This window comes from Cupriavidus sp. 05T42, from assembly GCF_056396345.1.
On record NZ_JBFTLH010000024.1, the window covers coordinates 26,650 to 40,302 of the forward strand.

The window sequence follows — 13,653 nt, forward strand, 5'->3', positions numbered from 1 at the left end:
AGGGAGCCGAAAATGAAGAACCTGCGCATCCTGTTCATGCTGCTGATCGCCACCATCGCGGGGCTYAGCGCCGTCATGCTCGCGTCCCGCTGGCTGCTGCAGCAAGGCAGCAACGGCATCACCAAGGTGGCCGTGGCCGCCGCCGACATCAGCCTGGGCCAGCAGATCACCCCCGAGGCCGTGAAGCTGGTGGACTGGCCCGCGGCCAGCCTGCCGCCCGGCGTGGTCCAGGACGCCACCTCGCTCGCCGGCCGCGTCACCAAGGCCAGCCTCTCGCGCGGCGAGCCGGTGCTGGAGTCCAAGCTGACGCCGATGGGCACCAAGGGCGGCCTCTCGGCGGTCATCGCCGACGGCAAGCGCGCCATCACCGTGCGTGTGAACGACGTGGTCGGCGTGGCCGGCTTCGCCCTGCCCGGCAGCTTCGTCGACATCATCGTCAACACCCAGAAAGACAAGCAGGACAGCAAGGCCAGCGCCGAACGCGCCGACCAGTCGATCTCGAAGATCGTGCTTGAGAAGATCCTGGTGCTGGCCGTGGCCCAGGAGGTGAACCGCGACGAGACCAAGCCGAAGGTGGTCAACGCGGTCACGCTGGAAGTGTCGCCCGACGAGGCCGAGAAGCTCGACCTGGCACGCAGCGTGGGCTCGCTCTCGCTGGTGCTGCGCAACCAGATGGACCCGCGCCCGGCCGAGACCGCCGGCGCCACCAAGAATTCCCTCCTCAAGGAACCCGTGATCGCGGCGGCCGCCCCCGTGACCAGGACAGTACAGGTGGTGCGGCACGTGGCGGAGAAAGCCTTCTCCGGCACCTGCATCGGCGTCATCAGCGGCAACCAGCGCAATCAGGAATGCTTTTGAACCACGGCTCACGCGTCTGAGAAAGGCAGGCCCACGCGGTAACTGCCCGCAATGACTGCGCKAACCCACCGGGGGAACATCATGGATCGCATCACCACGCATCAAGGCGCAGCGCGCCGTATCGCACCGCAACTGCAGGCCACCGTGCTCGCGTTGACGGCTCTGGGCATGCTTTGGGGTACGCCTGCGCGGGGGCAGGCTGGCATGGAGGCGGCGATGGCCACGGCCAACGCCGCCGGCCCCACCCGGCCGGTTCGCCTCGCGGCGGTTGGCAATATGCAGGGCAACGTCCAGGGCGGGGTCGCCGCCGAGGCGGCCGCGCCCCGCGACGCCGCGCCGGCACGCGGACCGAACTGCGTCGGCGCCATGCGCGAACGGCGCGAGGTACAGGTGCCGGTCGGCAAATCGACGATGATCGAGATGCCGGAGGCGGTCAAGGCCCGCTCCCTCGGCAACCCCAACGTGGCGCAGGCCATGCTGGTCTCCCCGCAGACGCTCTACGTGCTGGGCCAGGAAGTGGGCACCACCAATATGATCGTGCAGGGCCGCAGCGGCTCGTGCAGCGTGATCGACCTGGTGGTCGGCGCCGATCCCGGCGGGCTGCAGGCCACGCTGCGCGACCTGATGCCCGACGCACGCCGCGTGCGAGTCTCGTCCGCCGCAGACAGCCTCGTGCTGAGCGGCACGGTGCTGGACTCGGTGCAGGCGCAGAAAGTGCTGGACATCGCCAACGCCTTCGTCATGCGCCAGACGCGCGGCCCGGCGCAGAATCCGCAGGGCGCGGCCCAGGGCCAGCAGCAGAACGGGACCATGTCCAACAATCCCGCCAACACCGGCATGCCGATGCGCAGCCCGCGCATCATCAACATGCTGGTGGTGGAAGCGCCCCAGCAGGTCATGCTCGAAGTGAAGGTGGCCGAGGTCTCCAAGAGCCTGATCGACCAGATGGGCTCCGCCGCGAACCTGAACGCCGCGTTCGGCAGCTGGAGCTTCGGGCTGCTGGCCAACTTCCTCTCCGGGGCCCCGGACCTGCTCTCCTTCAGCAAGGCCAACAACCTGCCGCTCAAGTTCGCGCTCGATGCGCAGAAGGGTGACGGGCTGGTCAAGATCCTGGCAGAGCCGAACCTGATGGCGATCAGCGGGCAGGAGGCGAGCTTCCTGGCCGGCGGCAAGGTGTTCATCCCGGTGCCGCAGAGCTTTGGCGGCACGGGCACCACCATCATCCTGCAGGAGGAAACCTTCGGTGTCGGGCTGAAGTTCACGCCGACGGTGATGGAGAACGGCCGCATCAACCTCAAGGTGGCGCCCGAAGTGTCCGAACTCTCGCCGACCGGGGTAGCGCTGACCGCGCCGAACGTGTCGGGCACGTCGATCCTGCCGCTGATCAACACGCGGCGGGCCTCCACCACGCTGCAGGTCTACGACGGTCAGAGCTTCGCCATCGGCGGACTGATCAAGAACAACATCACGGGCAGCCTCAAGGCGCTGCCGGGCGTGGGTGAACTGCCGGTGGTGGGCACGCTGATGCGCAGCACCAACTTCCAGCAGGACCGCACCGAGCTGGTGTTCGTGGTCACGCCGCGCCTGGTGAAGCCGCTGCCGGCCAACTACCCGCTGCCGACCGACACCTTCGGGCCGACCACCCCGGGCGAGGTCTACCTGAACGGCAACATGGAAGGCCACCCCGCCCGCCCGGCCCCGGCCGCGATGCCCGCCCCGGCTGCGGCCCCTGCTGCGGCCCCGATGACGGCCCCTTCCGCCGCGCCCACCACCAGCGTGCCCGCCCCCACCGCCGCAGGCGCCGCCGGCGAATAAGCGCAGACCCGAACCAGGAGCACATCATGACGACCAACTTCCTCCGCCCCGCCGCGCTCGCCGCCCTGCTCGGCACCGTCGCGGGTCTCTCGGGCTGCATGGCCACCACGCCGATGTATGACAAGCAATTCGGCGATTCGGTGCGCACGCTGCGGGCGATGCAGATCCTGAACCCCGATGCCTCGAACAACACCGACCCCGTGACGGGCATCGACGGCCGCGCCGCCACGGCGGCGATGGACCGCTACGGCACCCAGTTCCGCACGCCGCAGTCCGACGCCAACGCCTTCACGATCGGCGTGGGCGCCTCCGGCGGTCTCAACAATATGGGACGGTAGGCCACGCGGCCGCCGCACGCTGTCTCCAGGAGAGAAGCCATGGCAAAGATCGCCGTTGTATCCGCCGACGATGCGCACCTGCACTACGTGGCGGGCCTGATCGCCCAGAGCGCCAACCACGTGGTACAGCGTGTGCGGGCCACGCCGGCCGCCGCGCTGGCCGACCCCGCGCTCACGCTCGGCACCGACCTGCTGATCGTGGACGCGCCCGAGGTCGGCGCGGACGACATCGTCCAACTGCGCCGCATCACCACCGAGCATCCGGAAACACTGTGCATGCTGTTGACGGCGCGCCCGTCCGCCGACCTGTTGATGCGAGCCATGCGCGCAGGCGTGCAGGGCGTGCTGCCGTGGCCACCCGAGGCCCAGGAGTTCCGCGACGAGCTCCAGCGCTGCACCAGCCACGCACTCAGCAACGGTCGGGCCGAAGGCCAGGTGCTGGCGTTCGCGGCCTGCAAGGGCGGCAGCGGCACCACCTTCGTGGCGGCCAACTTCGCCCACGTGGTGGCTACCCKGCACAAGAAGCGCGTGCTGCTGGTGGACCTGAGCCAGCAGTACGGCGACGCCGCCTTCCTGATGACCGACCAGACCCCGCCCGCCACGCTGTCCGACGTCTGCCGCCAGGTGGACCGGCTCGACGCCGCGCTGCTGGAAGCCTGCGTGACCCACGTCTGCCCCGGCTTCGACGTGGTGCCCGCCGCCGGCGACCCGATCAAGGCAGGCGAGATCAAGGCCGCGCACCTGGAACGCATCATGGCCGTGGCGCGCCAGCAGTACGACGCGGTGGTCTTCGACATCGGCCAGGACATCAACCCCGCCACCCTCGTGGTGCTGGACCACAGCAACCTGATCTACGCGGTGATGCGCCGCAGCCTGGCCCACCTGCGTGCGGGCCGCCGGTTGTTCGACCTCTGCCAGTCGCTGAGCTACCACACCGACCGCGTGCGCCTGGTGCTCAACGGCGACGACCGGCACGCCAGCATCGCCCAGCGCACGCTGGAAGACGCCTTCGGCGTGCGCGTGAGCCATGTGCTGCCGCACGATGCCAGCCCGGTCCGGGACGCGAGCGAGCAGGGCGTGCCGGTGACGCAACTGGCACCGAACAGCGCCATCGCCCGCGCGCTGGCCGACATGGCCCGGCAGCTCTACCCCGACACCCAGCCGCGCCGCGACAACCTGTTGCGCAAGCTGTTCGGCCAGAACAATCAGGTCCATGCCCCGGCGCGCGCCTGACCGGCACCGCCACGGCGACACCAGGAGTCCGAGATGTCACTGCGAGAACAACTCTTCCGCCAGGCCGGCGAAGCCCTGCCCGAGCGCGTGGCGCGCGCCAACGGCGCCGCCGTCCATGGTGTCAACGGCAGTAGCCACGCCCCCAGCGGCACGGCCGGCTCGGGCGCGGTGACGCCCGCCTACCAGCAACTGGCGCTGGAGATCCACCAGACATTGGTCGATCGTGTGGAACTCAGCCGCCTCCAGCACATGCCGCCCGAACAGGTCCGGCGCGAGCTGGCGCAGCTGGTGGAGCGGATCATCGAGGAAGGCAACCATCCGGTGAACGAGTCGGAGCGGCGCCGCCTGGTCTCGGACGTCCAGGACGAGATGCTCGGCTACGGGCCGCTTGAGCCGCTGCTGGCCGACCCCACCATCTCCGACATCCTCGTCAACACCGCGCGCCACGTCTACGTGGAGCGGCGCGGCAAGCTCGAGCTGACCGACGTGACCTTCCTCGACGACGCCCACCTGCTGCGCGTGATCGACAAGATGGTGTCGCGCATGGGTCGCCGCATCGACGAATCGAGCCCGATGGTCGACGCGCGCCTGCCGGACGGCTCGCGCATCAACGCCATCATCCCGCCCTCGGCCATCGACGGCCCGCTGCTCTCGATTCGCCGGTTCTCTGTGAACCCGTTGCAGGTCAAGGACCTGATCGGCCTGAGCACGCTGACCGACGAGATGGCCCAGCTGCTMGACGCCATGGTGCGCGCCAAGCTCAACATCCTGATCTCGGGCGGCACCGGCAGCGGCAAGACCACGCTGCTGAACATCCTCTCGGCCTTCATTCCGGCCGACGAGCGCGTCGTGACGATCGAGGACGCGGCGGAACTGCAGCTGCGCCAGCAGCATGTGCTGCGCCTGGAGACGCGTCCGGCCAATATCGAGGGCCGGGGCGAGATCACCCAGCGTGCGCTGGTCAAGAACGCGCTGCGGATGCGGCCGGACCGGATCATCCTGGGCGAAGTGCGCGGCGCCGAGGCGCTGGACATGCTCCACGCGATGAACACCGGCCACGAGGGCTCGCTGGCCACCATCCACGCCAACACGCCGCGCGATGCACTGACGCGGCTCGAGAACATGATCAGCATGGCCGGCCTGGCGCTGCCCACGCGCACCATGCGCCAGCAGGTCACCTCGGCGCTGTCGGTGGTGGTGCAGGTCTCGCGCCTCACCGACGGGCGCCGCAAGCTCGTCAGCGTGCAGGAGATCACCGGCATGGAGGGCGAGGTCGTCAACATGCAGGAGATCTTCACCTTCCGCCGCCAGGGCGTGGAGCGCGACGGCCGCATCCGCGGGCACTTCTGCGCCACGGGCGTGCGGCCAAAGTTCTGCGAGCGGCTCCAGGCCTTCGGCATCCATCTGCCGGAGTCGCTGTTCGACCCCGCCGTGCAGCACGAAGTCTAGGAGCGCGCCATGAATCCGATGATGATCGCCTTCGCGCTGTCGGTGTTCCTGGCCATCGTGCTGGGCGGGGTCGGCGCCTACCTGTGGTGGAACACCTATCACAGCCAGCACGCGCGGCGCTTCAGCCATCGCGTGGAGGCGGCGCTGCTCAACAGCGCCGGCCACGGGCAGGACGCCGGCATCCTCAAGCAGCGCGTGATGAGCCAGTCGCCGGCCCTGGCCCGGCTGCTGCGGCGCCTGCCGCGCATGCAGGCGCTGGATCACCTCATGCTGCAATCGGGCATGAATATGTCCGTGGGACGCTTCCTGGCCCTCACGTTGGCCGCGCCCAGCCTCGCCGGCATGGTGCTGACGACGCTGAACGCGCCGTGGTATGCCGTGCTGCTGATGGCCGGCGCGGCCAGCACGCTGCCGCTGCTGTTCGTGCTGCACAAGCGGGGCAAGCGGCTCGCGACGCTGGAAGCGCAGTTGCCCGAGGCCGCCGACCTGATCAGCCGCGCGCTGCGCGCCGGCCACTCGCTGCCCAGCGCGCTGGACATGGCCGGCAACGAGCTGCCGGCGCCCATCGGCACGGAACTGGGCCTGGTGTTCGGCGAGATCAACTACGGCATTCCACTGCACGACGCGCTGGCCGGCCTGACCGACCGGGTGCCGATCGAGGACCTGCGCTACCTGGTCATCGCGGTGCTGATCCAGCGCGAGTCCGGCGGCAACCTGGCCGAGATCCTCGACAACGTGGCCAGCCTGATCCGCAAGCGGCTGCAACTGCTGGACAAGGTGCGCGTGCTGTCGGCCGAAGGCCGGCTCGGCGGCTGGATCCTKACGCTGCTGCCGGTGGTGGTCGGCGGCATCGTGTTCCAGATCAATCCCGAGATGATGGCCACGCTGTGGACCGACCCGACCGGCATCCAGATGCTCTGGTACGCCGTCGCCATGACCTGCGTGGGCATCTTGTGGATGCGCCAGATCGTGCGGATCCACGTGTAGGGCAGGATTCAGGCACCCCAATTACCGAGGCGGGAAGATTCCCGGACAACCATGCCAACCACAACGATCCTGCTGTTGGGCGTCACCTTCGCCATCGTCTTCGGCGCGGCCTGGGTCGCGATGATCGTGATGCGCCCGAACCCCGTGGCCCGCCGGCTCGGCCAGATCGAGCGCGAGGCGCCCGGCGGCGCGCCGATCCCCGACGGCCGCCGCGAATGGATGCGCCGGATGGAGCGGCTGGCCCGGCCGCTGGCGCAGCTCTCGCTGCCGAAGGAGGGCTGGGAGAACTCCGCGCTGCGCACGCGCTTCATCCATGCCGGATGGCGCTCGGCCGAGGCGATTCCGCTCTACTTCGGCATCAAGACCGTGCTCGCGTTCGGCCTGCCGATGGCGCTCTGGGTAGCGCTGGTCGGCGAGGTGGAAGCCGCGCGGCAGCAGGAATTCATGACGGGACTGTTCGCGATGGCGGTGGCGGGCTTCTACCTGCCCAACTTCGCGCTGCGCTGGAAGGTGGGCCGCCGCCAGCGCGACATCTTCGAGGCCTTCCCGGACAGCCTGGACCTGATCATGGTCTGCGTGGAAGCCGGCCTGAGCCTGGATGCCGCGATCCTGCGCGTGGTGGCGGAGATGCGCACCGCCCGCCCCGCCATGGCCGAGGAATACGAATTGCTGACGCTGGAGCTGCGCGCCGGCCTGCCGCGCGACAAGGCGCTGCGCAACCTGTCGGCACGTACCGGCGTGGAGGATGTGAGCATGCTGGTGGCGATGCTGATCCAGGCGGACCGCTTCGGCACCAGCGTGGCGGATTCGCTGCGCGTGCATTCGGACATGCTGCGCACCAAGCGCCACTCGCTGGCCGAGGAACGCGCGGCCAAGATCGGCACCAAGATCCTGTTCCCGCTGATCTTCTGCATCTTCCCGTCGCTGTTCGTGGTGCTGCTCGGGCCGGCCGCCATCCAGGTGGTCACCGCCCTGCGCAGCGTGACCAACAACTGACCCCGCCGGAGCCCGCCATGCGTCGACCCGCCCTTCGTCCCCCTCGCCCCCTTCCCCCCCGGCACCGCCAGCCGGGCGGCCCGCGCCACGCCGGCGCCGCCGCCGTGGAATTCGCGCTGATCTTTCCGCTGCTGCTGTTCATGGTGTTCGGCGTGATCGAGTTCGGCACCGCGCTTTATGACAAGTCCGTGGTCACCAACGCCAGCCGCGAGGCGGCCCGCGCCGGCGTGGTGCTGAAGTCCCCGGCGATGACCAACACCCAGATCAAGCAGGTGGCGCTCAACTACTGCACCAACAAGCTGGTCACCTATGGCGCCGCCGCCACCTGCACCTTCCCGCTGACCGTCTCGCCGTGCGCGTCGACCGGGACCGCGCTGACCGTGCAGGTGTCGTACACGTTCAACGGCCTGCTGCTCGGCCCGCTGATCCGGCCCTTCACCGGGCCGCTGACGATCAACGCGCTCACCACCATGCTATGCGAGTAGCCCAAATCTAGAGACAGGAGGTGTGCCATGCGCCAGGAAACCCTGCGGCAGGACCCGCCAGCCCGACTGACCCGTCGGCACCGCCAGCGCGGCGCCATCGGCATCATGATGCCGTTCATGCTGATCTCGGTGCTGTCAGTGGGCGCGCTGGCGGTGGATGTCGCCCATCTGGCCATCGTACGCAACGAGTTGCAGAACGCCGCCGATGCCGCCGCGCTGGCCGGGGCGGCCGGGCTGTTCCCGGCCAATCCCAAGCCCGCCTGGACCGCGGGCGTCACCAAGGGCACGAACGCCATCAGCCTGAACAAGGCCGCCGGMGTCACGCTGACCAGCGGCACGGTGCAGGCCGGCTACTGGAACCTGACCGGCACGCCGGCCGGGCTCCAGCCGCAGGACATCACGCCGACGTCCAATGACGTGCCCGCAGTGCAGGTGACCATCAGCCGGGGGGCGGGCAGCAACGGCGGGCCCGTGCCGACCCTGCTGGCGCAGGTCTTCGATGGCGCAGCGGCAAGCACCACCGCCACCGCGGTGGCGGTGATCGCAGCGCCGGGCATCATCGGCAACGGCGGGCTGTTCCCGGTGGCCCTGAGCCAGTGCCTGTACAACAACTTCTGGGACAGCGCCACCAACCAGCCCAAGCTCGATCCGGCGACCAAGAAGCCCTACCTGTTCCGCATCGGGTCCGCCTACCACTACGGGCCGTGCGAATCGGGCCAGTGGACTACGTTCAAGTCCACCGACAACAGCGCCACCGCCACGCGCGACCTGCTCCAGAGCGGCAACCCGTCGCCGGTGGCCATCGGCGACAAGATCTGGATGCAGGACGGTACCAAGACCTCGAACTACAACTATGTGGGGGTCAACCAGGACTACCTGCTGCCGGTCACCTCGTCGCTMAACCCGGGCTCGCTCGGCCCGATCACCGCATTCGCGGCGTTCCATATCACCGCCTCGGTGGGCGGCAGCGGCAAGTACATCGAGGGCTACTTCATCCCCAACTTCAAGGTCACGAACAGCGGCGGCGGCGTCGGGCCGTACTACGGCGGCTACGTCCCCCCGCGCCTGGCCCACTAGCCAGGAAAGGAGCCAGTGGCACGGCCGGGCCTCCGGGCACGGCCAGCCCCTCGCGCTGCCCCCCATGAGCAGCGCCGAGGCCCCCCTGGCTCCTCTTTTGCAGCCTGGTCTTGACCAGGCTGTCTTTTTTTTGAAGAATCGATCGCACACCAACATGGCGAGTCCGGGAGCCCCCATGAAGTTGCGCATCCTCAGCGACATCCACCTGGAGCACAACCAGACCGACGCGATCCCCGCGTGCGCGGCGGACCTCGTGATCCTGGCCGGCGACATCGCCAACGGCCGCGACGGCATCGACTGGGCCGCCCGCACCTTCGATGTGCCGGTGGTCTACGTGCCCGGCAACCATGAGTACTACGAGAACAACTTCGACACCGTGGACCGCCTGATGGCCGAAGCGGCGGAGGCGGCGCCCAACGTGGCGCTGCTCAACGGCGCCGTGGCCGAGTACGCCGATGGCGACGGCCGCCCGGTGCGCGTGATCGGCACCACCTGGTGGACCGACTACTGCCTCTACGGCACCGACCGCATCGACGACGCCATGCAGGCCTGCGCCCGCGTGGTGGTGGACCACCGGCTGATCGAAACCACCGACGAGGCCGGCCAGCATCGCCCCTACACCCCCGCCGACGCCCTGGCCCGCCACCGCGCCGCCACCGCCTGGCTGACGGACACCCTGGCCGAACCCTTCGACGGCAAGACCGTGGTCGTCACCCACCACGGCCCCGACCTCGGCAGCCTGGACCCCCGCTACGCCCACGACATCGTCTCCGCCGGCTTCCTCTCCCGCCGCCCCGACCTCGTGGCCCAAGCCGACCTCTGGATCCACGGCCACACCCACACCAGCTTCGACTACTGGATCGACCAGTCCCGCGTAGTCTGCAACCCGCGCGGGTATATATCGAGACGAACGGGCAACCCGGAGAACCCGGTGTTTGATTGGGGGCGGGTGGTGGAGATCTAGACCCCCGCCCCCTCCGCCCCCAAACAAAAACCCCCGCGAGCTTGCGCCCGCGGGGGTTTTTGTCAGACGTCGACGAGACCCGAAGGCCTCGTCTGGTCCGGCGTGATTTACATCATGCCGTCCATGCCGCCCATGCCGCCCATGCCGCCCGGCATGGCCGGAGCCGACTCTTCCTTCGGCGATTCAGCCACGGCGCAGTCCGTGGTCAGCATCAGCGAAGCAACCGAAGCGGCGTTTTGCAGCGCGGTGCGGGTCACCTTGGTCGGGTCCAGCACGCCCATTTGCACCAGGTCGCCGTACTCGCCCGAGGCAGCGTTGTAACCGTAGTTACCGTTGCCTTCGATCACCTTGGCCACCACGACCGAAGCCTCTTCACCAGCGTTCAGCACGATCTGGCGCAGCGGTTCTTCCATGGCGCGCAGCACGATCTTGATACCGGCGTTCTGGTCGGCGTTCTCGCCTTGCAGACCCGAGATCGCAGCGCGGGCGCGCAGCAGGGCCACACCACCGCCGGGGACGATGCCTTCTTCCACGGCAGCGCGGGTGGCGTGCAGCGCGTCTTCCACGCGTGCCTTCTTTTCCTTCATTTCGACTTCGGTGGCAGCGCCAACCTTGATCACGGCAACACCGCCGGCCAGCTTGGCCACGCGCTCTTGCAGCTTTTCACGGTCGTAGTCCGAAGTGGCTTCTTCGATCTGGGCGCGGATCTGCTTCACACGGCCTTCGATGGCCGAGCCGTCGCCGGCGCCGTCGATGATGATCGTGTTTTCCTTGCCGATCTCGATGCGCTTGGCTTGGCCCAGGTCGTTCAGGGTCGCCTTTTCCAGCGTCAGGCCGATTTCCTCGGCGATCACGGTACCGCCGGTCAGGATGGCGATGTCTTCCAGCATGGCCTTGCGGCGGTCGCCGAAGCCCGGGGCCTTCACGGCAGCGGTCTTCAGGATGCCACGGATGTTGTTCACCACCAGCGTTGCCAGGGCTTCGCCCTCGACGTCTTCGGCGATGATCAGCAGCGGACGGCCAGCCTTGGCCACTTGCTCCAGCACCGGCAGCAGGTCACGGATGTTCGACACCTTCTTGTCGAACAGCAGGACGAACGGGCTGTCCAGGGCAACAACCTGCTTTTCCGGGTTGTTGATGAAGTACGGCGACAGGTAGCCGCGGTCGAACTGCATGCCTTCCACGACTTCCAGCTCGTCGGCCAGCGACTTGCCGTCTTCCACGGTGATCACGCCTTCCTTGCCAACCTTGTCCATGGCTTCGGCAATGCGCTCGCCGATCGAGGCGTCGCTGTTGGCCGAGATCGCGCCAACCTGGGCGATTTCCTTGCTGGTGGTGGTGGGCTTGGACAGCTTCTTCAGCTCTTCCACGGCAGCGCCGACAGCCTTGTCGATGCCGCGCTTCAGGTCCATCGGGTTCATGCCGGCGGCAACGAACTTCATGCCTTCGCGGACGATCGACTGGGCCAGCACGGTAGCGGTGGTGGTACCGTCACCGGCGTTGTCGCTGGTCTTGGAAGCCACTTCCTTGACCATCTGCGCGCCCATGTTCTGGAGCTTGTCCTTCAGTTCGATTTCCTTGGCCACGGACACGCCGTCCTTGGTCACGGTCGGGCCGCCGAAGCTGCGCTCCAGCACCACGTTGCGACCCTTCGGGCCCAGGGTCACCTTCACTGCGTTGGCGAGAATGTTCAMGCCTTCGACCATCTTGGCACGGGCGGCGTCGCCGAACACTACGTCTTTTGCTGCCATGTTCTGTTTCTCCTGATCTGTACGAGTGACGCGTKGATTACTTGTTGACCACGGCCATGATGTCTTCTTCGCGCATGACCAGCAGTTCCTGGCCATCCACCTTCACGCCTTGGCCGGCATACTTGCCGAACAGCACGCGGTCACCCACCTTGACGTCGAGGGCAATGTTGTTGCCCTTGTCATCCTTCTTGCCGGGGCCGATGGCGAGGACTTCGCCTTGATCGGGCTTCTCGGCAGCATTGTCGGGAATCACGATGCCGGATGCGGTCTTGGTTTCATTGTCCAGACGCTTCACGATCACACGGTCGTGCAGAGGACGCAGGTTCATACGGACTCCTAGGTACAAAAAGTGAGTTTTGATTCACAAATGGCCGTCTGAAGGCGACGGCCAACGGTTTTCGGGTACCGCAAGGGCTCTGTTAGCACTCACCCCCGGGGAGTGCTAATTATAGGGACGAGGGTTGTCGTTTTCAAGACAGGCGCTGAATACGGGGTTTCCCTACACAAGGGTTTACCCTATGACTTATGATCCGCCGCAACCGTGGAGTCTATATCTTGGCGAATCCCATTCCGAAGTCGATACCGATGCCGAACGACCCGGACCTCGTGCCGGGCATGCCTTACCGCCACTACAAGGGCGGCGCCTACCGTGTGACCGGCCTGGGCCGCTTCGAGGCCGACCTGGCGCCCGTGGTGGTCTACGAGTCCATGCGCGACCGCTCGATCCTGTGGGTGCGCACGGCGGAAGTCTTCACCGAGCCGGTGCGGACCGACGCGGGCGAGATGCCCCGCTTCGCGCCGGACTGGCCGGCCGCGCTGGCCCGCCTGGACTTCCTGCCGCGCCAGACCGTGCTCCAGGCGCTGGCGCTCTATGAGGCGCCCTATCGCCGCTACCACGGCCGCACCCATGTGCTCGAGATGTTCGAGGTGGCGCACGCCCGGGGCCTCGCGCTGAACCCGGCGCAGGCGCTGGCGGTGCTGTTTCATGACGCCGTGTACGTGCCCGGCTGCGAGCACAACGAGGCCGCCTCGGCGGCGTTGATCGAAACCATGGTGGATGAGGTGGACGACGACGTGCTGCGCCAGGCCATGCAGATCGTGCTGGACACCCGCGCGCACACGCCGACGGCGCCCGACGCGGCCACGGTGCTCGATCTGGACCTGTACCGGCTGGCGGCCCCCGCCGAGGCGTTCGACGCCTATACGCACGCCGTGTTCGAGGAGAACCGCGCGCTGCTGGCCCGGCGCACCGGGCTGGCCGGCGCGGCGCTGCACGCGGCCTTCATGGCACGCCGCGTGGGCTTCCTCACTACGCTGGCGCAGCGCGAGCGGCTGTTCCTGACGCCCGCCTTTGCCGATGCCGAGCAAGCCGCGCGCGACAACATCGCCCGGATCGCGGCCGCCCGGCCCCCGGCTTAGTCGAGTCCGCTGCTGTCGAGGTAGCCCAGCGCCTCGCGCACCTCGCGGCGCGCCTTGAGCACATAGCCGACCCGGCGGTCGCGAATGACGAGGACGAGCACCTCGGCCTGCACCATCTCGCTGAAGTGATGGGCCGCGCGATGGAGGGTGAGCCCGGCAAGCTGGGCGAGCTGGTCGGCCGGCAGGCCGTCATCGCCGGCCTCGAGCAAGGCGCGGCAGATGGCCGCGCGCGCGGGCACGGCGAGCAGCGCAAACGTCAGCGCGCTTTCCTGAGTGGCCAT

14 protein-coding genes are annotated in these 13,653 nt (G+C 68.1%); 11 read left to right on the forward strand and 3 right to left on the reverse strand.

Annotated features, from left to right (window positions below; genetic code table 11):
* The first annotated feature begins 12 nt into the window (after nt 1–12).
* The 10 genes from cpaB to AC1EJR_RS24070 all read left to right on the forward strand — a co-directional run bounded on the left by cpaB (nt 13) and on the right by AC1EJR_RS24070 (nt 10,202).
* A complete protein-coding gene (gene cpaB / locus AC1EJR_RS24025; protein ID WP_477113798.1) occupies nt 13–858 on the forward strand; it encodes a Flp pilus assembly protein CpaB in 846 nt (281 codons plus the stop codon).
* Between the two features lie 81 nt (nt 859–939).
* Nucleotides 940–2,673, forward strand: coding sequence for a type II and III secretion system protein family protein (locus tag AC1EJR_RS24030; RefSeq protein ID WP_092298276.1), 1,734 nt, complete (start codon nt 940–942; stop codon nt 2,671–2,673).
* Between the two features lie 26 nt (nt 2,674–2,699).
* Complete coding sequence (locus tag AC1EJR_RS24035) at nt 2,700–3,011, forward strand: hypothetical protein (RefSeq protein ID WP_092298273.1); 312 nt, start codon at nt 2,700–2,702, stop codon at nt 3,009–3,011.
* Nucleotides 3,012–3,050: 39 nt separating this feature from the next.
* Nucleotides 3,051–4,244 (forward strand): CpaE/TadZ family protein, encoded by a 1,194-nt coding sequence (locus tag AC1EJR_RS24040; RefSeq protein ID WP_477147657.1) that lies wholly within the window; start codon nt 3,051–3,053, stop codon nt 4,242–4,244.
* A gap of 33 nt (nt 4,245–4,277) precedes the next feature.
* The gene (locus tag AC1EJR_RS24045) at nt 4,278–5,693 is read left to right on the forward strand and encodes a CpaF family protein (protein WP_477113799.1); all 1,416 of its coding nucleotides are present in this window, start codon (nt 4,278–4,280) and stop codon (nt 5,691–5,693) included.
* Between the two features lie 9 nt (nt 5,694–5,702).
* Nucleotides 5,703–6,680, forward strand: coding sequence for a type II secretion system F family protein (locus AC1EJR_RS24050; protein WP_441591853.1), 978 nt, complete (start codon nt 5,703–5,705; stop codon nt 6,678–6,680).
* Nucleotides 6,681–6,731: 51 nt separating this feature from the next.
* Nucleotides 6,732–7,676 carry a type II secretion system F family protein gene (locus tag AC1EJR_RS24055; protein ID WP_441591851.1) on the forward strand — a complete coding sequence of 315 codons (945 nt, stop codon included), beginning with the start codon at nt 6,732–6,734 and terminating at the stop codon, nt 7,674–7,676.
* Nucleotides 7,677–7,693: 17 nt separating this feature from the next.
* The gene (locus AC1EJR_RS24060) at nt 7,694–8,161 is read left to right on the forward strand and encodes a TadE family protein (RefSeq protein ID WP_477113800.1); all 468 of its coding nucleotides are present in this window, start codon (nt 7,694–7,696) and stop codon (nt 8,159–8,161) included.
* A 27-nt stretch (nt 8,162–8,188) separates the two neighbouring features.
* Entirely contained in the window at nt 8,189–9,238 is a 1,050-nt protein-coding gene (locus tag AC1EJR_RS24065; RefSeq protein ID WP_255370924.1) for a TadG family pilus assembly protein, read from the forward strand.
* A 175-nt stretch (nt 9,239–9,413) separates the two neighbouring features.
* Nucleotides 9,414–10,202: a metallophosphoesterase gene (locus tag AC1EJR_RS24070; RefSeq protein ID WP_092298255.1), complete on the forward strand. Its 789-nt coding sequence runs from the start codon at nt 9,414–9,416 to the stop codon at nt 10,200–10,202.
* Between the two features lie 107 nt (nt 10,203–10,309).
* On the opposite strand, the gene groL is transcribed toward AC1EJR_RS24070, so the two are convergent.
* Together groL and groES are read right to left on the reverse strand one after the other, a co-directional pair.
* Nucleotides 10,310–11,953: a chaperonin GroEL gene (gene groL, locus AC1EJR_RS24075; protein ID WP_477147658.1), complete on the reverse strand. Its 1,644-nt coding sequence runs from the start codon at nt 11,951–11,953 to the stop codon at nt 10,310–10,312.
* Between the two features lie 37 nt (nt 11,954–11,990).
* Nucleotides 11,991–12,281, reverse strand: coding sequence for a co-chaperone GroES (gene groES, locus AC1EJR_RS24080; RefSeq protein WP_008644494.1), 291 nt, complete (start codon nt 12,279–12,281; stop codon nt 11,991–11,993).
* A gap of 257 nt (nt 12,282–12,538) precedes the next feature.
* Between groES and AC1EJR_RS24085 the strand changes: the two genes are divergently transcribed.
* A complete protein-coding gene (locus AC1EJR_RS24085; protein WP_477113809.1) occupies nt 12,539–13,372 on the forward strand; it encodes a DUF1653 domain-containing protein in 834 nt (277 codons plus the stop codon).
* Here the strand turns inward: AC1EJR_RS24085 and AC1EJR_RS24090 are convergent.
* Nucleotides 13,369–13,653, reverse strand: a complete 285-nt coding sequence (locus AC1EJR_RS24090; RefSeq protein ID WP_092298249.1) for a winged helix-turn-helix domain-containing protein — start codon at nt 13,651–13,653, stop codon at nt 13,369–13,371. The genes AC1EJR_RS24085 and AC1EJR_RS24090 overlap by 4 nt on opposite strands.

Bases quoted from the DNA above. Each gene is read 5' to 3' on its own strand.
- AC1EJR_RS24030 (WP_092298276.1), top strand. From the start codon at position 940: ATGGATCGCATCACCACGCATCAAGGCGCAGCGCGCCGTATCGCACCG.
- AC1EJR_RS24035 (WP_092298273.1), top strand. From the start codon at position 2,700: ATGACGACCAACTTCCTCCGCCCCGCCGCGCTCGCCGCCCTGCTCGGC.
- AC1EJR_RS24055 (WP_441591851.1), top strand. From the start codon at position 6,732: ATGCCAACCACAACGATCCTGCTGTTGGGCGTCACCTTCGCCATCGTC.
- AC1EJR_RS24060 (WP_477113800.1), top strand. From the start codon at position 7,694: ATGCGTCGACCCGCCCTTCGTCCCCCTCGCCCCCTTCCCCCCCGGCAC.
- AC1EJR_RS24070 (WP_092298255.1), top strand. From the start codon at position 9,414: ATGAAGTTGCGCATCCTCAGCGACATCCACCTGGAGCACAACCAGACC.
- groES (WP_008644494.1), bottom strand. From the start codon at position 12,281: ATGAACCTGCGTCCTCTGCACGACCGTGTGATCGTGAAGCGTCTGGAC.
- AC1EJR_RS24085 (WP_477113809.1), top strand. From the start codon at position 12,539: ATGCCGAACGACCCGGACCTCGTGCCGGGCATGCCTTACCGCCACTAC.
- AC1EJR_RS24090 (WP_092298249.1), bottom strand. From the start codon at position 13,653: ATGGCCACTCAGGAAAGCGCGCTGACGTTTGCGCTGCTCGCCGTGCCC.